This is a genomic window from Congregibacter sp. (assembly GCF_965662665.1).
Classification (GTDB): domain Bacteria; phylum Pseudomonadota; class Gammaproteobacteria; order Pseudomonadales; family Halieaceae; genus Congregibacter.
The window spans coordinates 214,726-233,123 of the sequence record NZ_CBFIIF010000001.1 but is presented as its reverse complement, the minus strand read 5'-3'; the positions used below and the strand labels follow the sequence as shown (position 1 = coordinate 233,123).

Genomic DNA, 18,398 nt, shown 5'->3' with positions numbered 1-18,398 from the left:
AAAAATTCCCTAACAAGAATGAGTCAGAAATTCGATGCAGCTTGCTAAACTGCGCGCGATTTTTATTGATCTAACAGCACCAGAAATACACCGAGGCAAGTTTATGTACCTATTTAGAAGTCGATTCACGACAGCCTGCGTTTTTTTGCTTGGCACACTCAGTCTGGCGGGCACTGCCGCCGCGACGGATCGGATTGAGCTGCGCGATGGCTCTGTGGTTTTGGGGACCGTGCAGGATGCCGATGCCGGCATCGTGAAGATTGAGACCGGTTTTGCCGGCGTTCTGGAGATTGATCAAGCAGAAATTGTCGCTATGGCCGTTGATTCTGATCTTGTTCTGCAGATGGATGATGGCAGCGTTTTGGAAACTCCGCGATTAGAGGTGACGGGTGAGCAGCTGGCGCTGCCACAACAGCCCAATCAGAATTATGCCCTCAAGCAACTCACCCGAATCAATCCGGAGCCCTGGGAGCTGGGCAATGGATACAACTTTGGCGGTCTGGCTAGTTTTGGTTTTGACAGCCAGCGCGGCAACACTGACACTGACGAACTCAATTACCGATTTGAGACCCGCTGGGAAAGCTTAGTGGATCGATATCGTGTTGAGGCTTTTGGTGAACTTAACGAAGCCAACGGTGTTAAGAATGCGGAAAACTGGACAGCCAGAGGCCGCTACGATCGCAATCAAACGGGTAACTGGTACTGGGGCGGCGGCGCGTCGGCAGAGCAGGACTTATTCGCAGACTTGGATCTGAGGACCTCTCTGGGGCCCTATGTAGGCCGGCGCTTCTTCACAGAAGCTGTCTTCGAACTAGAGGCTGAAACCGGCCTTGCGTATATCACTGAAGATTTCATCAGTGCCGAAGACAGGGAGTACATCGGTAGTACCTGGGATGTGCATATTGCGAGTAATTATCTGGGTGGTGACTCTCGCCTCTACGTCGATCACAAGGGTATCTGGAACCTGGACGAGGCCTCGAACATTGTTCTGAATACGACGCTTGGTTTGGCTTTCCCCCTACTCTACGGTATCGAAGCCTCGGCTGAATTTGTATATGACGTCAACACGGGCGCGGTCGACGGTACCGAAGAGGTTGATCAAACCTACCGCCTTCGCATTGGATACACCTGGTAAGCCTGCGCTAAAGCCTTGCCCGGCGCACTGCCGCGGCAAGGTTATCGAGTACCGGTAGTGTGTCCCCGAGAGACAGGCAGGCATCCGTGATGCTCTGTCCATAGCGCAAAGACTCTCTTGCGCCAATGCCTTGGTTACCACCGACAAGGTGGCTTTCCAGCATTACACCTCGCAGAGCCGTCTGGCCCTGTTCAATCTGATCGCAGACGTCTGCAGCGACGATGGTCTGACGCTGCGGATCTTTCTCACTATTACCGTGACTGCAATCCACAATCACACCGGGTTCGAGCTCGGCTGTAGTCATCGCTGCTGCCGCTTCGCGAACGGCGGTGGCGTCGTAGTTCGGCCCACTGGCTTTACCACCACGAAGAATCAGGTAGCTGTGGGGGTTGCCGCTGGAATGCAAAATGGCTGGCGTGCCCTCACGCGTGAGTGATGGAAACCAGTGGCTGTGATTGGCGCTGCGGATGGCATCAATAGCGACGCCGATATCGCCGTTAGTGGCATTTTTGAAACCGACGGGCATAGAGAGTCCGGAGGCGAGCTCTCGATGGATCTGGCTTTCGACGGTGCGTGCACCAATGGCCGCAAAGCTCACAAAATCCGCGTAGTACTGACCAAAGGTCGTGTCTAAAAATTCGCTCGCAGCGGGGAGACCCAGATCAGCTACGTCCTGCAGTACCTTGCGCGCAAGACGGAGCCCTTTGTTGATGTGAAAGCTGCCGTCCAGATCTGGATCATTGATAAGCCCTTTCCAGCCCACAACGGTGCGCGGTTTTTCAAAATAGACGCGCAGCACGGGTAGGATCGCATCGTTTAGATCCAGACAGTGGGATTTGAGCGCTGCGGCAAACTCCAGGAGTGCTGCCGGGTCATGCACCGAGCAGGGGCCAACGATCACTAGCAAACGAGGATCCTTTCCCGAAAGCAGCTCTTCGATTTGCCCCCGGGCTTCGCTCACGGTGGCCGCCTGAGTGTCGGAGAGCGGCTGCTCGTCAGCGAGCACCCAAGGGGTAATCAGAGGCTGCGCCTCGCGGATGCGTGTGTCGTAAATGCGATCAGTCATGGTTTGGGCCGTGATGTGCTAAGGCGCGCATTTTGCGCCGCACAAGACACCGTAACAACCCCAACAATACCAACAAACCCTCTAGGGATTGGTTGCTGCCGCGCGCTCCCGCAGCATGCGCTGTAGGTCGGCGACGCGTGCCCGGCTGATGGTAATTCTTGTCGAGAACAGCAGCGCAATAATCATACCGGGGATAGATCCCAAACCGAATGCGATCACCAGGCCATTGAGAATGGAGTCATCCAGTGTCCCGGGCAGCATGCCAGCCTCAAGTCCGATGATATCCAGAGCGAGACCACCATAGAGCGGTCCAAACACCGTAGCGAACTTCTGGGAAAAATTACTTGCGGCAAAGAAGCCCGCTTCCTGTCGCAGACCGTGCTCCCACTCATGTTCATCGGTAATGTCTGCAATGATTGACTGCGTTTGAATTCCCCGCATTAAAAAGCAGTACATGAAGATCAGCATAAACACGAAGTTCAGGCCGAATAGCAGTGGGTTATTGTCTGCAGGCAGAATGTTCAGCATCCGTAGCGGATAAAGCCACAGGCAGTTAAGTATGAGGCCGATGGTCGCGTACTGAAGCAGTTGATACTTCTCCAGACGACGACCCAAAGGTTGCAGACTCAGCATAACGAACAGCACAGCCAGCAAACTTGGGATAGACAGAATTATCGAAATCTGCCGAGCGTCAAACTCCCAGTAGTAGGTCCACACCAGCATATTTAGCGCGGAGACAGCGCCATAGCTCGCCATCAGTGTCACTTCGAAACCAATAAGGTAGCGAAAGCTGCGATTGCCAAGGGTGCGAAGTAGGTCTTGAGTGAGGGTATTGCCGACCTTGCGCGGTGGGGGTAAGGGCTGGGTGTCCGAGGGCAGCGCATATCGGCGGGTGCCAAAGGTGGTGACGCTGGCGAACAGCCAACAGACGGCACAGGAAAAAGCACCATAGACGGGGTAGTTACTTTGCAGGAAGCGGCCGTCCTGACCGTCACTGGATTGAAAAATCAGCGTGAGCGCCACCGCAGGCATGAGCACGCTGAAAAGGAACATGTAGGCAAGTCGGGCTCCAAGTATCTGGCTACGGCCGTGATAGTCGCTGGTGATGTCAGCGGAAAGAGCCAGGTGAGGAATTGAAAACGTGGTGACAAAGGTGCGAACCCACAATGACCAGAACAATAGCCAGGCTGCCAAGAGCGGTTCGGAACCAATCAGTGCGCTTGGGGGAGCAAACAGACCAATGAACCCAAGACCCAGGGGAATAATGCTCCACGCCATGAACGGGTGGCGGCGTCCGCTAGGGCTTCTCAGTCGATCGGACAGCGTACCTGCCAAGGGGTCCGAGATCGCATCCCAGATCAGGCTCAAGGCAATGATCAGTCCGGTGACCGTGCCATTGAGCCCAAGCACCTGAGTGTAAAAGAGCAGAATGAACATGGTGTAGGCGGCTTCTTTTACCGCGTACACGGCACCCCCGGCGCCATAGATCAGACGAGTGCTTAGCGGAGGCATGCTTGCGCTGTGGTCATGCTCGGGGTCAGTATCTTCGTGCATAGGATCTTAAGTATCACCCATCCTCAAGGCGCGTGTCTGCGTATGCATGAGAACCCAAGTGAAGAGGTTGTAGTACCCCATGCCCGAAGGACCGGAAATACGCCGCGCTGCGGACCGTATCGCCAACATATTGGTGGATGAGCCTGTTGAAGAGGTGCTGTTTGCGTTTCCCGAGCTGCAGCGGTTTTCCCCTGTACTTAGCGGGCAACGGGTGCTCGAAGTGGAGACTCGCGGCAAAGCTCTGCTAACGCACTTTGGTAATGACTATGCCATCTACTCGCACAATCAGCTGTACGGGGTCTGGAAGATCGCCAAGCGCGGTAAATTGCCTGCGACTAATCGGTCTTTGCGACTTGCGCTGCACACTGCCCAACACAGTGCTTTGCTGTACAGCGCATCCGACATCAGCGTGTGGCCTAGAGAAGAACTGGGCATGCATCCCTTTCTTGCCACCCTTGGGCCGGACTTACTATCTGCCAAGCTGGAGTGGCAGGAGATCAGCGAACGTCTTCAGTCACCGCGCTTTGCAGGAAGGTCCCTGGCAGCACTCTATCTGGACCAGCATTTTCTCGCGGGTAGCGGCAACTATTTGCGATCCGAGATACTGTTTTGCGCCGGGCTCCATCCCAAGCGCCGACCCAAAGACCTTAGTCGCGGTGAGCGCGGCTTACTCGCGCGGGAAACCTTAAAGCTGCCCCGGCGCAGTTATGAAACCGCTGGTATCACCTTACCTCCGCGCCTCGCTGCGAGCCTAAAAAAGAAAGTTAAGAGATTCGAACGGCGGCGTTTTTTCGTTTTTGGACGGGATGGTCGAGCTTGCTATGAGTGCGGCGAAAAAATACGCCGGGACAGCATTGGTAGTCGACGTATTTATTGGTGTCCAAGGTGTCAGCCCGAATCATGACGCCGGGACCTAAAGACTTGTGGTTTCTGCCCCTCGGGGGTTGTGGTGAGATCGGTATGAACCTGAATCTCTATGGGCACGATGGCGCCTGGTTAATGGTGGACTGCGGAATTACCTTTGAAAGAGATTCCACGAGGATCCGACCCAGGGTGCAAACACCGGATCCTCAATTCATTGTTGAGCACAAAGATGCTTTGGCAGGGATCGTCCTTACCCACGCGCACGAAGATCATATTGGCGCAATTCCATTGTTGTGGGAGCTCTTTCCCGTGCCCGTTTACACGACGCCGTTCACAGCCGAGGTTTTACGTCGCAAAGCTGCGGGACGCGGGGGTAGGGTTCCCAGTCCGCTTATTGAATGTCTTCCGGGAGAAGAGCAGTCCATAGGGCCCTTTGATGTTCGCTGGCTGCCCATCACACACTCAACACCAGATACCTGCGCTTTGCACATTCGCTGTGAAGCTGGGAGCGTGTTGCACACTGCCGATTGGAAGATCGATAAAGCGCCTCTGGTGGGGCCGGGTTTTAAGCAGGAACTTTTCGCCGCTGCGGGAGACAGCAATCTCGATGCGGTGGTTTGCGACTCCACAAATGCCGTGGTCCCGGGCCACTCAATCAGCGAATCCGTCGTGCGAGATGGCTTGTTGAAGGCGGTTGCTGCTTGCGAGGGCCGGGTTGTAGTCGCCTGTTTTGCGAGCAACATCTCGAGGCTGCACAGTCTTGTGGAGGTGGCGACTAAAACTGACCGCCACCTTGGACTGCTGGGCCGATCGCTGCAAACGATGCATTCGGCAGCGCTAAGCGTCGGTCTTTTACAACGCTCCCAGCGCCTTATCGAGACCGGGCACTTGGGCTACCTGCCGCGAGAGGAAGTTCTCATCGTTGCCACAGGTAGTCAGGGTGAGCATGGTGCGGCTCTGCAACGACTTGCGGCGGGCTCTCATCCGCAACTCGAGCTTGAATCGGGGGATACGGTGATCATGAGCTCGCGGATAATTCCTGGGAACGAGGAGTCTGTAGAGCGCTTGCTAAGCCGGCTGCGGGCTCAGGGTATACAGATCATTGACGCAGATAGTGCAGCGCAGCCAGTGCATGCCTCGGGGCACCCCTGCGCTGATGAGCTCGCGTCGATGTACCAATGGCTGCGTCCGCGTCTCGCAGTACCTGTTCACGGGGAGCAGCGGCATATGCAGGCGAATGCCAAAATTGCGCGGCTAAATGGCGCTCGCATGGCTTTGACCGGTGAAAATGGCGATTTGTTTTATCTGGCCCCCGAGCCTGGTTTGCGACGAAGAGCTGCTGCGGTAGGTCGTTTGGAACAGGACGAAGAAGGTCGCTTGTCACCGCTGTCGTCGTCTTGAGCTTGCTCCCGGGGCGTTGCTCCAGGGCTGTACGTTTGGACTAACGAGGCGTCCGATCCGAGGACGTCTTGCCTGCCAATATCCGGTCGTAGCGAGACTGCAAATGGTCGTGCTCCTCGACATTCGCCAGTGCATCCAGATGGCCTTTGGCGACGGCCTCGGGATTTTTCGCTGACTTTTCTGCTCCGACACTGCCAGCGAGGTCCGCCGCCCGCGCTTCTCCCTTTGCAGCAGCCGTTGCGCTGCTGCGAAACTGCAGTAAAACAAACAGCAAAGATCCATAGACAATAACGATCTTTGCGATCAATGCGTAGATGAGCGTGCCTGGGTGCTGTTGGGCCAAATAGACTCTGACGTCGTCATAGATGAGAGAGCTGACAAACGCGAAAAGGAGAACGGCTGCAGATCGCGCAAGCTTATCCCTGTGCTTACCCAGAAAGTACAGGATGGAGGAGTACTTGAGGATCCGGAAGATGGACATGGCTCCTAAATACCGATGTTGATGCCAAGGAGCAGTGCTACGATCCCGAAGCCCTTCCACCCGATGCCCGACCATATCTCCTTCTCTTTTTCGGCAACCAGATATTCCAGGTCCGCGTTATCGTACTCAGCCTCCGTGCGCCCCGCGTGGATAATATCCTGGCGAACTTTTGCTACCGCGGCCTCGCGCAGCCGTTTGCGCACCACTTTGGGCATGCGGGGTTTTGTACCGCTTTCTGCCTCAGTCATTGTGTAAACCCCATTCTCGTATACCTAAGCGTATGCATAACCGCATCCTCGATAGCATAGTACCGCCTTTACCAGCGATACAACCGACACAGCTGAAGACCGCATAGGTCTGCGATCGTTTGAAGACTTTTTGCGACCAGTAGCAGGCATTTACGCTGTCTGGTTTTGCTCTGATCAAAAACTGACCGTTACAAACCGGATTTTTCTCCCTACACTGGAGTTGAGGCCAATTAATAAAACTCTAAAGGTACCGCGTATGTTAGAAAAAGAATTAGCCCAAGCGACGAAAATGGCAGAGCAGGCCAGCAAGCGTGTTGAGCAGTTGCGGCAGCGTTTGCTAAAGGAAACCGAGCGCGCGCATGGCTCTGCGAAGCGAGAACTCGCCTCTGTAAAAAAGAAACACAAAGTTGCGAATGAGCGCCTGAAGAAAGCTCGGGCTTCTATGCGCAAAAAGGGCAACAGTGCAGATCAGGCACGTGTCGATGCCCTCGTTAAGCAGGTGCAAGAGCTGCGTGACAAGGTAAGCCAAATCGCCAAGGCCGCCTATGAGTATGCAGAGAAGCTCGTGCCCATGCGTGCCGACCTTGCTCTGGAGGCTCGCAAAGCGCAGGCGGCAAATCAGGCAGCGGCTATGGTGGAGAAAGCAGCGGCGCGCCGAGCCAAGGCTAAAGCTAAGACAAAGACCAAGGCCAAAGCTAAAACAAAGGCTAAGGCTCCGCGTAAGGCCGCGGCAAAGAAGGCGGTGACTAAGCGGGCCCCCGCTAAAAAGAGGGCGCCGGCGAAAAAGAAAGTAGCCGCCAAGAAACCGGCAGCGAAAAAGAAAGCGCCTGCTAAGAAAAAAGTGGCGGCTAAGAAAGCTCCCGCGAAAAGAGCGCCTGCCAAGAAAAAAGCAGCAGCGCGCAAAAAAGCGGCCTAGGGATCGTAAAGCCCGCCGGCTTTCGGCCGGCGGTGCTTAGCCCGGGACGGCTGTTTCCAAAGTCTTACTTATTGGTACCCGCTACCGGGGCTGCACGTGGATCAGTGCACCTTGCTCAGAATCTGTGAGCAGGAAAATATCATCCCCAAACACTCTTACGTCGCGAATCCGGGTTTCAAGTTCCGGGAATAGCGTCTCTTCTCGCACCACTTTGCCATCGCGAAGCTCCAGTCGGCGAACCTCCTGATCAACAAGTGCACCCACTAGCAGGCTGCCGCGCCAGCTTGGAAAGCTGTTGCCGTCATACCAGGCCAAACCCGAGGGTGCGATACTCGGTACCCAGGTCCAGACAGGGTCTTCGAAGCGCGGCGCGCTCTTAAACGGCGATACATAGGCGCCACTGTAGTCCACACCATGGGTGACTGCAGGCCAGCCATAGTTGTTCCCGCTCTCGAGTCGATTGATTTCATCACCGCCGCGGGGTCCGTGCTCGTGCATGTACACAGTTCCGGTGCCGGGGTCGATTGTCAGACCCTGGGGGTTACGATGTCCCAGAGTCCAAAGTCGTCTTGGTTCCCCTTCGTCATCAAGTAAGCCTGCGGGGCTTCCGTCATCGTTGATCCGCAGCACTTTGCCCAATTCGCTTTCAGGGGATTGTGCTTGCTCCCGGTGTTCAAATCCATCACCGGTAGTGATGAGAAGTGTCCGGTCTTCCAAAAAGAGCATTCTTGCGCCGTAGTGGTGGGGTGTTGTTTTGTCCGGCTCGACCCGGAGGATGCGCTCCCCATTGCGGAGTCTTCCGTCCACAAGTTCAGCCCTGAAGATCGCGGTACCGTTAGCGGTTTCGGTACCCTCGGCATAGCTAATGTAGACCAAGTGGTTATCTACAAAGTTGGGATGCAGGACCACATCGAAAAAGCCGCCCTGTCCTGCGAACACCGTCGCGGGCGTTCCTTCGATGACCTGGCGCTTACCGTCTTCATCGAGATGGATCAGGCGACCCTCTCTTTCGGTAATCAAAAACCCTGCGTTCGGGAGCTTGGCGACGCTCCATGGCCAGCGCAGATCATCTGCCAGCGAGACCAATCGATAGTCCTGAGCATGAACTGCCTGGGTACAAAAGCAGAGCGCGGTGATTATCAGCACCGAAAGACAAAACAACTGCGGTGGTTTCCGCGCAGCCGACACGGCATCATGGGTCAGCGCAAACGAGACGGGAGTTCGAATGTTACGTGCGGTCATTGCTTTTTTTCCTGCGGTGCTGGGTGCCTATATTGTAGGCAGTATTCTCGCCACTCAGACTATATTGGCTGAACTGCAGGCCATGGCAATGCCCGTCACCTTACGCGATCGGCTTCAGGCGAGCTGGCACGACCTCCTGGGCCTCACGAGCAGTTATCTTCCGTTGATGTTACTCGCATTTTTGCTGGCGATGCCCGTGGCAGCCGGCTTAAGTCGCTACCTCCCCAAGGCACGGGTGTTTCTCTACGGTCTTGCCGGGGCGGTAGCCATTCTTGCGCTGCACTTGATCATGAAAGCGGTTTTGGGACTTCACGGTATCGCCGCCGTGCGCGAACCTTTGGGGCTGGGTTTGCAGTGCCTTGCCGGATACTTCGGCGGCTATTTATTTTACGTGTTCACCGGTCGAGCGCATCGCTGACTTCTGTACAGATCATGAACCGCGCGGAACTCTTCTGCGAGTTTGAGCGACGGCCCGAGTCTCCACTCATGTAGCGGTTTGCTTCGCGAAGTACTCCTAGGGTGCCGCCGCCTCTCGTTTAAGAAACTTGAAAGCTCCTGCCCGGGCGCTGCTTGTCCCTGTGGCACTCGCGACACCGGGCAGTGCCACAAGATATTCAATCGCAAAGTCTATGTCGTCCCGGTTTCTATCAAAGTTAATGGTCAGTGGTTGATCGATAGTGAGATAGGCGCCGCAGGCTTCCCCGGGATCGCAGATCAGCAAATCGTTATCCAAATCGGTGCCAGCAAAGAGTTGATACATCCCCGCAGGGGTATCCGGAAAGGCGAAGTCAAAGTTATTGCTGCCTGCCTCAATGACAGTCTGCGCGATGACGGTATCGCTGGCAGGATCGAAAAGGAGCAGGTACACGATACCCAATTCCGCATCCGTGGCGTCGGTTACTGAGAGGAGAATGCGTATAGAAAGCTCGTTGGCACTGGAAGTTGCGGTAAGGCTTCCCTCGTAGACTCCCGGAGCCAGGCCTTCTCTTAAAACCTCAATGGCATAACGCCCCAAACCCTCACTATCTACGCTGATTGTGCTGGTACTGATCCAGCTATCGTTGGCTTGCAATTGCACATTCTGCAGGTCGCCGCCTCCGCTGTTGCGCAGCACCAGTTCCAGACGGGTTCTTTGTGAGCTGAAGTTCAGCGCGCTACTGGAAGTTCCGAGCCGAGGATCACTGCCGGAGCTGCTGCCAGCTTCCGCTAGAGCCGCCTCAATTGCTTTTCGAGCGTTGATGATGCCATGGCCATAAAGATTGTCCCGGCCTTCGACACCGACGTCGTCGCTGAGAGCACCCTGTTCCATGAGTCTATCGACGTCGTCTGCGGTCAGGTCCGGGTTGACGCTTTTCATGAGCGCCATCACACCGGCCACATGGGGAGCGGCCACCGAGGTCCCGCTGAGGAAGATATAGGCAAATTCTCCATCGGAGCCGCCGGTGCTGAGAACCCCATCCGGGTAACCATCACCGTTGAAGTCCTGACTGCCATCACCGCCTGGCGCCGCCAGATCAATGCCGCCACCGGTATTGGAGTAGTTGGTGATTCGCCGCTGCGTATCTACTGCACTCACGGAAATGACGTTGTCGTAACTGGCTGGATAGGTCGGGGCAGTGCTGTCTTCGTTGCCCGCCGCTGCGACGACAATGATGCCTCGTGCACGGAGCTCGTCGTAGAGGCTTTGGGTGCTCGCAGAAAATCCGCCGCCGCTAAGACTCAGGTTGATGATCTGCGCGGGCTGATCGGGGAAGGTGCCGGAGTCGTTCTCCAGTCCCGCGGCGAAGCGCACCGCCTGATTGACGTCATAGCCGGTACCACCGCTGGCTGCCAGTGCGCGCAAAGGCATGACGCGTGCGCCAAAGGCCACACCGGTGACACCGATGCCGTTGTTTCCCCGGGCGGCTACGGTTCCCGTGACATGGGTGCCATGAAAATTAACTGCCGCGAGATCACCGCCTCCGATAGTCTCCTCGGGGTTGGGATCGATACCGTCACCATCGGCGGCTTCGCTGGCATCACGGATAAAGTCATAGCCCGGCACCAGCTGTCCGGCGAGGTCCGGATGGCCAGATAGTACGCCGGTATCCACCACAGCGACGATAACTCCGGGATCTCCCGTGCTGGTTTCCCAGGCGCCCGGCACACTGATGAGGGGGTAATGCCACTGCAAGGGATAGATCTCGTCATCTACTGCAGCGCTGGGTCGAACCCGATAATTGGGCTCCGCGCTTGCCACCTCGGGCGAGCGCGCCAGACGCTTGATGCTGATGAGGGTGCTCCAGCGCTTGGCAAGGTCGTCTTCCACAAACTGCGCGCGGCGAAACTGCTGGGCACCCAGTCTGCGCGTCAGGAGCTGTCGGTCCTGGCCGGCATTTTCTAATGCCATGAGTCTGGCGCGTCGCGGCCCACCACCCAGTTGGCGCATTCTCAGGCGTTGGGCAAAAGTACTCGCCGTGTTTGTCGGCGAGGAGGCGCTTTTTGACGTGCTAGCAGGGGAGCCGGCAGGCGTATCGGCATAGGACACGATCATTTGCCCGGGGATGACATCCTCATAGTGCGCTCGGCTGACCGGCACAAGACTCGACCCGATGGCCAGGGTGTAATTGGTGGCTCCGGCAAACACAGACACGTTCACCAGATAGCTGTCGCTTTGATCAATCACAATGGATTCACTGGGCCCAGTCTCAATGGAGAAATCGAGCAATTCACCGTCTGTGGAGTAGAGGTAAAGATCGGCATCCGCATCCTGATACTCGGCAACCAGGAGAGTGATGCTCTGCCCCGCCAGAAGATCCACCAAAAAGTAGTCCTCACGATCGCCCGCTACCTGCGATCGACCCTCAGCCCCGGATCCCGGCTCATTCACGTAACCGCCCAGCGTCGTAGGGTTAGCAATCACCTGGGGCTGCGCAGGGTCATCATTGTTAAGAAACGGGTTGAAGGGGTCGTTGGTGTCCCCGTCCAGACTCTGACTGGCCGCTGGTTGAATGCTACCGCTGATAGACACTTGCTCAGCGACTATTGCGGCAAGCACGGTGACGGTAACCGAGTCACTGGCCGATGCGCCGTCGTCGTCTGTGACGGTGAGCGTAAACAGCAAATCGCGGTCTTCACCCAGGCTCGGCGCAGTAAAGCTGGCCAGTGCCTGATCCGCTCCTGAGAGCTCTACATCAGGACCTTCGCTTTGTGTCCACTGATAGGTGGCGATATTGCCGTCACTGTCCTGGCTCTCATCACCGCTGAGGTTAACGGTTGTCGCTGCGTCGACGCTTTGCGCGGCACCTGCTTCGGCCACGGGAGGCGTATTGACGGGCGGGGGAGGTGAGGGAGTACTGCTCGAGCCGCCACCCCCGCCGCCACCACAGGAGACGAGCAGTAAAGTCAGCGTTGCGGTCGCAAACGCCCTGAGCCTGGATGTCAGTCGATACATGGTCAGAATCAATCAGGGCCGCAAGAGGATTTTGCCCATGTGTACCCCGGACTCCATATAGTCCAGTGCCGCCTGCGTGTCCTCGAGAGAAAACTCGCTGTCGATAACCGCCTTGATGGACCCATCGTCCAGATGACTGAACAGCCGCTCACGAATCTCGCGCACCATTTGGCCTTTTTGGGCTTCGGACTGGGCTCGGAGCGTGGAACCGGTGAGGGTCAGCCGTTTGATAAGCAGTGGCAGGAAGTTCACGTCAGCATTAAAGCCCCGAAGAAACGCGATGTTAACGATGCGTCCCTCTGGCGCGGCAACTTCAAAATTGCGCCCAATGTAGTCGCCACCCACTATGTCGAGAATCACTGAGATTGCGCCCCTGAGTCCCAGGGCATCGAGCCCTTCTACAAAGTCTTCTTCTTTATAGTTGAAGGCTTTCTCTGCCCCCAGCGCTTCTACCCGATGACACTTTTCGGCGCTTCCTGCCGTGCTGTACACCGTGGCGCCCATAGCTTTGCAGATGCCCACGCCCAGAGTTCCGATACCACTGGCGCCCCCGTGTATAAGTACGTTCTCTCCCGCCTTTAGGCCTGCCCGCTGAAACACATTGTGCCAAACCGTGAGCAGAGCTTCGGGTAGAGCTGCTGCTTCCTTGAGAGTGTACGCCGCAGGGACCGGCAGCGTTTGGCTCTGGGGCGCTATGCTGTGGCTCGCATAACCCCCTCCATGAGTAAGGGCACAGACCTCGTCCCCCAGCTGGAAGTTACTCACTGCCTCACCGCAGGCTACAACGGTACCCGACACTTCGAGGCCCATAACCGGTGAGGCATCGGGCGGTGGTGGATAAAGGCCTTTCCACTGCAGGAGATCGGCACGATTAACCCCCGCTGCGGCGACTTCGATAAGCATCTCTTCTGCGCCGGGAACCGGAGCCTGATCCTCCCGCACTGAGAGACTGCGATCGGTCTCGTCAATGTGCACATAGCGGCGCGTGATGGCTGTCATGGAGCGTATTTCCTTTTATTGCAGACTGTGGTGATTTTGGCATTGCCAACATCGCATCGGATGCATGAAAGGGCAAGTGATAGCCCCTCGCTGCCGAAGAGATGACTTGTTACTCTTCGCCCCTTCAAAATCGGAACCCGAGCTCACGCATGAATAAAATCAAAAACAAATTCCTCTTTATTCTAGCCAAGATCCTCACCGCCTCATCTCCGGGGGCAAATTACTTGGCATTCGCCGGTTCTGGCAGCTCCGCGCAGTTGTGTGCGCACATCCGTCGCTCGGGCTTTAAGCGCGTGCTGGTAGTCACCGACACAGTGCTCCGTGAACTGGGTATCGTCGATAAGGCGCTCGAGGGATTTCAGGGCTCCGAGATCGATATTGCATTCTACGATGGCGTGCAGCCCGATCCCACCTTTGATCAAGTAGCAGCGGGTCTGGCAGCGCTAAAGGAGCATGGCAGCGACGTGGTACTCGCCATCGGCGGCGGGTCATCCATTGACTGTGCGAAGTTGGTAGCGGCCCGGGCAACGAGCGATGAAGATCCGCGGGACTGGATAGGTTTTGGCAAGGTGAAACATAAAGTGATGCCCCTCTTTGCGATCCCTACGACCGCAGGCACTGGCTCCGAAGCAACCATGGGCGCGGTAATCTCAGACTCCCAGACGCACGAAAAAGGCGTGATTTCGGGTTCTGGATTGGGCATGGGAGCGACCGCCCTGGATCCTGACTTGCAGCTGGGCATGCCCCCGGCTATTACCGCTGCTACGGGCATGGATGCCTTGACCCATGCCGTAGAAGCTTACATCTGTCGATGGGATCGCGGGACCGCAAAGGAAAACGCCGAACGGGCCATTCGCATCATTTTTAGCGATCTCAAGCGTGCCTATGATCAGGGGGATGATGCCGAGGCGAGAGAGTCCATGGCACTCGCCTCCTACTATGCGGGTATTGCTATCAATCAGGTCAACGTAGGCACGGTACATGCCATTGCCCATCAGTTGGGCGGCAAGTATCAGATTCCCCACGGCCTCGCCAATGCCATGGTGCTCCCCCATGTGCTCGACTATTGCGCGGCAGAGGCAGAAAGTTCTCTGGCTGAGCTTGGGCAACTTATTGGCGTAAGCGCTGCGGGACAGAGTACGCAAGATCAGGCTCGCGCATTTATTGATGCGGTTGTTGAGCTTCGGGATGCCGTTGGGATTCCCGCGACGTCCGACAAGATCAAAAGCTCAGACTTTGATTATCTCGTGGACCTTGCGGTCGCAGAGGGAACGGGGTACTTCGCGCCCAAGCTTCTCGACGACGCAGGAGCCCGGGAGATTCTCGGCAAAATCAGCGGCTAAGGAATCTTGCTTAGCGCTGGGCGATCCAGTCTGCGCAGCGCCTGAGCCAAGCCTTGTAATCCTCCGTAGGCCCCATGGTGCAGGCAAAGTTGTGTTCCGAATCGGGGTAATGCTCCTGCTCAACCGCCACGCCAGCATCGCGCATAGCGTCGGCGATAGCCATGCCTTCGTCTCGCAGGGGATCCCGCCCGGCGGTACACAGAATCGCCGGAGGCAGCGTGGCGAGCGCAGCGCTACGGATCGGAAAAGCGCGCTGTGTTTCTTCTGATTCGGGGTCCTGGTCTCCCAGATAGCTATCCCAGAACCAGCGCATAATGTCGCTCGTCAGTGTCTGTCCCTTGGCACAATCGACATAAGAGGGCGACGGTCGAGTGTAGTGATCGACGACGGGGTAGGTGAGAAGCAGACCCTTGATCGCTTGTCTCAGGTCATTGCCCGCTGCCAGTGCCGTACACAGAGACAGGTGACCACCGGCGCTGTCTCCCGCCAGCACAACCCCGCCATTGCTGGGGCCGAAGTCCGCTAGTCCTTCGAAAATGGCCTGGGCTGCCGCCAGGCAATCATCCTGTGCCGTTGGAAACCTATGCTCAGGCGCCAGACGATAATCTACCGCAAGAACCGTCGCACCGGAGGCATCGCACAGAGCCTGACAGTAGGCATGATGTGTCTGAAGGTCGCCAATAACCCAGCCGCCGCCGTGAAAGTAGATGACCATGGGGCGCTCGCCGGCATGGGCCCCTCGATAGAGGTGCCCCCGTAGCGGCCCTGCTGTTGTAGGCAATTCGAGCGCTCCGGGAGAGGAGTGCACGTCCGGAGCATGCCATGCCCGACGTGCGCTGAATCGGTAGACGCTGCGAAAGACTCCGACTTTAAGCGTTTGCAGCATTCGTCTTCCTCAGAAGTTCATGGGGATTTTTTCGTCGTGATAATCGACGGCATCCGGGTCCTGCACATACCAGTTAACCCCCTCATCGTCTCTGTGACGACGAATTCGTCGGCGACCGAGAAGACAGTTAAGGTGCGCAAGGGTTTCTCCCGTTGCTAAACCCAGCGACCCCTCTTCAATTTTGCGGTTGAACAGCGCAGAAAAGCAGTCTACCGCTCTACGGGGCTCTGCGAGCAAGTCGAAAAGAGCGCTCAAATCGTCCTTATGACCCTCAAGTAGCTGTGTTAAACGCACGTGAAGACCGGTGAAGGGCGCTTCGTGGGAGGGTAAAACCAATAAGTCCTCGGGGAGACGTTCGCGTAGGCGTGCGCTCGATCGCAGCCAGTACTTTAAGGGGTCGCCGTTGGGCTCCGTGGGAAACACAGACACATTGGGTGTAATTCGTGGCAGGACCTGATCACCGGCTATAAACAGCTTTAGCGCGGGGCAGTAGAGACAAAGGTGTTCGGGGGAGTGGCCACTGCCTTCCATAATTTGCCAATAGCGACCGCCAATGCTCAGGGTTTCAAGATCCACCAATCGTCGATAGCGGTCGGGTAGTGGCGAGACCGCCTTTCCGAAAAAACCGAAGCGTTTTTTATAATTCTCCAGTTGTTCGTCGGTATAGCCCGCAGCTCGGTAAAAATCGACGGCGACTTGCGGAGCAGGCCGGCCTGTATCAGCGACCAAGGAGCGGCACATCAAATATTCAGCCCGCGACATCCACAGATCACAGCCAAAGCGTTCACAAATCCACCCGGCAAGGCCCACGTGATCGGGATGCATGTGCGTGCAAATCACTCGTGTGACCGGTTTGCCACCCATAAACCCTTCAAAAATAGACTCCCAAATATCCCGGGCGTCAGGCAAATTCAGGCAGGTATCGACGATCGTCCAACCTTCGTCGTCCTCTAGCAACCACAGGTTGATGTGATCCAAGGACATCGGCATGGGGAAACGCGCCCAGTAGACACCTTCGGCTATTTGCTGAGGCTCGCCGGCTTCGGGATTAACTCCGCGGCCCCAGGGGTACTGCAGGCCACGATAGGATTCAGGGTTTGCTTCGAGCATAGAGAGTAGGGAGAACAGCTAAGAGAGTGCGTTATAGTGGTGTTTGTCGAGGTCGCTGTCCAGCTGATCCGTCGTCGATACCTGATTGTCTGTTGAGGAGGAAACGCGGTGTCCACCGCGCTGCGCGATAAGAATCTCGAAAGCCTTCAAGGGCAGGAGTATGACGTCCTGATTGTTGGAGGCGGTGTTAATGGCGCGGTATCGGCCGCCGCGCTGGCGGGAAAGGGCGTGCGCGTCGCGCTCATTGACCGTGGTGACTTTGCCAGCGGCGTGAGCTCTAACTCCAGCAATCTCGCCTGGGGTGGCATCAAGTATCTGGAGAGCCTTGAGTTTCTGCTGGTCAATAAACTCTGTCGCTCGCGCAATGAGCTTATGCGCGCATACCCGGCTACGGTTAAAGAAATCCGCTTTTTCACGACAATTCAGCGTGGATTCCGGTTTTGGTCCTTTTTTGTTTTTCTGGGAAGCGTGCTCTATTGGTTCATGGGCCGCTGCAAAACCCGCGCGCCGAGATATCTGTCAGCCCGTGCCATTAAAAAGCTCGAACCCGAAATCAATACCAGCAATGCGGCGGGGGGACTGGAGTATTCCGATTGTTATCTCTATGACAACGACGCGCGTTTTGTCTTTAGCTTTATCCGCCGAGCTCTGGACCTCGGCTGTGTCGCAGCCAACTACGTGAGCCTGGATGAGGCCACCCCCCGGGACGGTGGCTGGGATTGCCAGCTGCGGGATTGTGAGGGCGAGAAGACTTACTCGCTGAGAGCTAAAGTTGTCGTTAACGCCTGTGGACCCTGGGTGGACGCCATGAATATGAAGCTGGGGGTGGAAACCCAGTATCGTCATTTGTTCTCCAAGGGTATTCACCTGATCGTCGATCGTGTGACGGACAGTCGCCGAGTGCTGACGTTTTTTGCCAGCGATGGCCGCTTGTTTTTCCTGATTCCCATGGGCCCCAAGACCTGCATAGGCACCACAGATACTGCGGTGAGTGATCCTTCGGTGGGCGTCACTGCCGAGGACCGGCAGTTTGTGCTTGATAACGTGAATCAGCTCATCGATCTACGTGAGCCCATTCGTCCGGAGGACATCATTGCCGAGCGTGTAGGGGTGCGGCCTCTTGCGGTAACGGGTTCTCAGGGCGCTACCGACTGGGTACAGCTATCGCGCAAGCATGAGATAGAGATTAACAAGGCGCTTTCGCAGATCAGTATTTTCGGCGGCAAGCTTACCGATTGTCTGAACGTGGGCGACGAGGTTGTAGAGGCCGTGGAATCCCTGAATGTCACCGTACCAAAGCCAAACGCCGTCTGGTACGGGGAACCTCGCGGCTCTGTAAAAGCACTGTTTATGCAGCAGGCGAGTCAGCTGGGCCTGGACGAAATGACCGATCCGGGATCATCCGAGCCTTTGAGCGAGCGCTTCTGGCGACGTTATGGCGAAGCGGCGTTTCAGTTACTGGATCGTATCCGGGAGATGCCTGATAGCGTTGAGTTGATGATCGAGCACGCGGAGTACACGCGCTGCGAAATAGAATTAACGGCGCGTCGGGAAATGGTGGTGCGCCTGGAGGACTTTATGCGCCGGCGCTCCAAGATTGAGCAGGTTGTTCGCGCGGAGGATATTCGCGGCGCTCCGGGTTTGGCTGAGGCCAGTCAAATTCTGTTCGGAGGTGATGCGAGCAGGCGCTTGGAGGAGTACCTCGCGACTTTGGACTAGC

The 18,398-nt window shown here is 56.5% G+C and carries 16 protein-coding genes; 7 read left to right on the top strand and 9 right to left on the bottom strand.

The genetic code is table 11. The annotated features are described in order from the left end of the window. Positions 1-34: 34 nt before the first annotated feature. Positions 35-1,135: a DUF481 domain-containing protein gene (locus ACTG39_RS01060; protein WP_439105659.1), complete on the top strand. Its 1,101-nt coding sequence runs from the start codon at positions 35-37 to the stop codon at positions 1,133-1,135. Between the two features lie 7 nt (positions 1,136-1,142). Here ACTG39_RS01060 and ACTG39_RS01055 read toward each other — a convergent pair whose 3' ends face one another. After that, positions 1,143-2,201, bottom strand: a complete 1,059-nt coding sequence (locus ACTG39_RS01055) for a 3-deoxy-7-phosphoheptulonate synthase (RefSeq protein WP_439105658.1) — start codon at positions 2,199-2,201, stop codon at positions 1,143-1,145. Positions 2,202-2,282: 81 nt separating this feature from the next. Beyond that, positions 2,283-3,755 (bottom strand): MFS transporter, encoded by a 1,473-nt coding sequence (locus ACTG39_RS01050; RefSeq protein ID WP_439105657.1) that lies wholly within the window; start codon positions 3,753-3,755, stop codon positions 2,283-2,285. A 79-nt stretch (positions 3,756-3,834) separates the two neighbouring features. Here ACTG39_RS01050 and nei point away from each other — a divergent pair, with 79 nt between their 5' ends. Together nei and ACTG39_RS01040 are read left to right on the top strand one after the other, a co-directional pair. Beyond that, entirely contained in the window at positions 3,835-4,659 is an 825-nt protein-coding gene (gene nei / locus ACTG39_RS01045) for an endonuclease VIII (protein ID WP_439105656.1), read from the top strand. Beyond that, positions 4,641-6,020, top strand: coding sequence for a ribonuclease J (locus ACTG39_RS01040; protein WP_439105655.1), 1,380 nt, complete (start codon positions 4,641-4,643; stop codon positions 6,018-6,020). The genes nei and ACTG39_RS01040 overlap by 19 nt, the downstream gene beginning before the upstream one ends. A gap of 40 nt (positions 6,021-6,060) precedes the next feature. Here the strand turns inward: ACTG39_RS01040 and ACTG39_RS01035 are convergent, their stop codons facing one another. Next, the gene (locus ACTG39_RS01035; protein WP_439105654.1) at positions 6,061-6,501 is read right to left on the bottom strand and encodes a hypothetical protein; all 441 of its coding nucleotides are present in this window, start codon (positions 6,499-6,501) and stop codon (positions 6,061-6,063) included. A gap of 5 nt (positions 6,502-6,506) precedes the next feature. Then, the gene (locus tag ACTG39_RS01030) at positions 6,507-6,749 is read right to left on the bottom strand and encodes a hypothetical protein (protein WP_439105653.1); all 243 of its coding nucleotides are present in this window, start codon (positions 6,747-6,749) and stop codon (positions 6,507-6,509) included. A gap of 256 nt (positions 6,750-7,005) precedes the next feature. Between ACTG39_RS01030 and ACTG39_RS01025 the strand changes: the two genes are divergently transcribed. Further along, positions 7,006-7,665, top strand: coding sequence for a hypothetical protein (locus ACTG39_RS01025; RefSeq protein ID WP_439105652.1), 660 nt, complete (start codon positions 7,006-7,008; stop codon positions 7,663-7,665). 81 nt (positions 7,666-7,746) lie between these two features. Here ACTG39_RS01025 and ACTG39_RS01020 read toward each other — a convergent pair whose 3' ends face one another. Further along, the gene (locus tag ACTG39_RS01020; protein ID WP_439105651.1) at positions 7,747-8,907 is read right to left on the bottom strand and encodes a PQQ-dependent sugar dehydrogenase; all 1,161 of its coding nucleotides are present in this window, start codon (positions 8,905-8,907) and stop codon (positions 7,747-7,749) included. Between ACTG39_RS01020 and ACTG39_RS01015 the strand changes: the two genes are divergently transcribed. Next, positions 8,891-9,325, top strand: a complete 435-nt coding sequence (locus tag ACTG39_RS01015) for a hypothetical protein (protein ID WP_439105650.1) — start codon at positions 8,891-8,893, stop codon at positions 9,323-9,325. The two genes, ACTG39_RS01020 and ACTG39_RS01015, sit on opposite strands and share 17 nt — an antisense overlap. A gap of 96 nt (positions 9,326-9,421) precedes the next feature. Here the strand turns inward: ACTG39_RS01015 and ACTG39_RS01010 are convergent, their stop codons facing one another. Next, positions 9,422-12,340, bottom strand: coding sequence for a S8 family serine peptidase (locus ACTG39_RS01010; protein WP_439105649.1), 2,919 nt, complete (start codon positions 12,338-12,340; stop codon positions 9,422-9,424). A gap of 12 nt (positions 12,341-12,352) precedes the next feature. Next, entirely contained in the window at positions 12,353-13,339 is a 987-nt protein-coding gene (locus ACTG39_RS01005; RefSeq protein WP_439105648.1) for an NAD(P)H-quinone oxidoreductase, read from the bottom strand. 149 nt (positions 13,340-13,488) lie between these two features. Here ACTG39_RS01005 and ACTG39_RS01000 point away from each other — a divergent pair, with 149 nt between their 5' ends. Further along, a complete protein-coding gene (locus ACTG39_RS01000; protein WP_439105647.1) occupies positions 13,489-14,682 on the top strand; it encodes an iron-containing alcohol dehydrogenase in 1,194 nt (397 codons plus the stop codon). 10 nt (positions 14,683-14,692) lie between these two features. Here the strand turns inward: ACTG39_RS01000 and ACTG39_RS00995 are convergent, their stop codons facing one another. Together ACTG39_RS00995 and ACTG39_RS00990 are read right to left on the bottom strand one after the other, a co-directional pair. Continuing rightward, the gene (locus ACTG39_RS00995; protein ID WP_439105646.1) at positions 14,693-15,568 is read right to left on the bottom strand and encodes an alpha/beta hydrolase; all 876 of its coding nucleotides are present in this window, start codon (positions 15,566-15,568) and stop codon (positions 14,693-14,695) included. Between the two features lie 9 nt (positions 15,569-15,577). Further along, positions 15,578-16,678, bottom strand: a complete 1,101-nt coding sequence (locus tag ACTG39_RS00990; protein ID WP_439105645.1) for an MBL fold metallo-hydrolase — start codon at positions 16,676-16,678, stop codon at positions 15,578-15,580. 108 nt (positions 16,679-16,786) lie between these two features. On the opposite strand from ACTG39_RS00990, the gene ACTG39_RS00985 reads away from it, so the two are divergent. Further along, positions 16,787-18,397, top strand: coding sequence for an FAD-dependent oxidoreductase (locus tag ACTG39_RS00985; RefSeq protein ID WP_439105644.1), 1,611 nt, complete (start codon positions 16,787-16,789; stop codon positions 18,395-18,397). The last annotated feature ends 1 nt before the right edge of the window (position 18,398 follow it).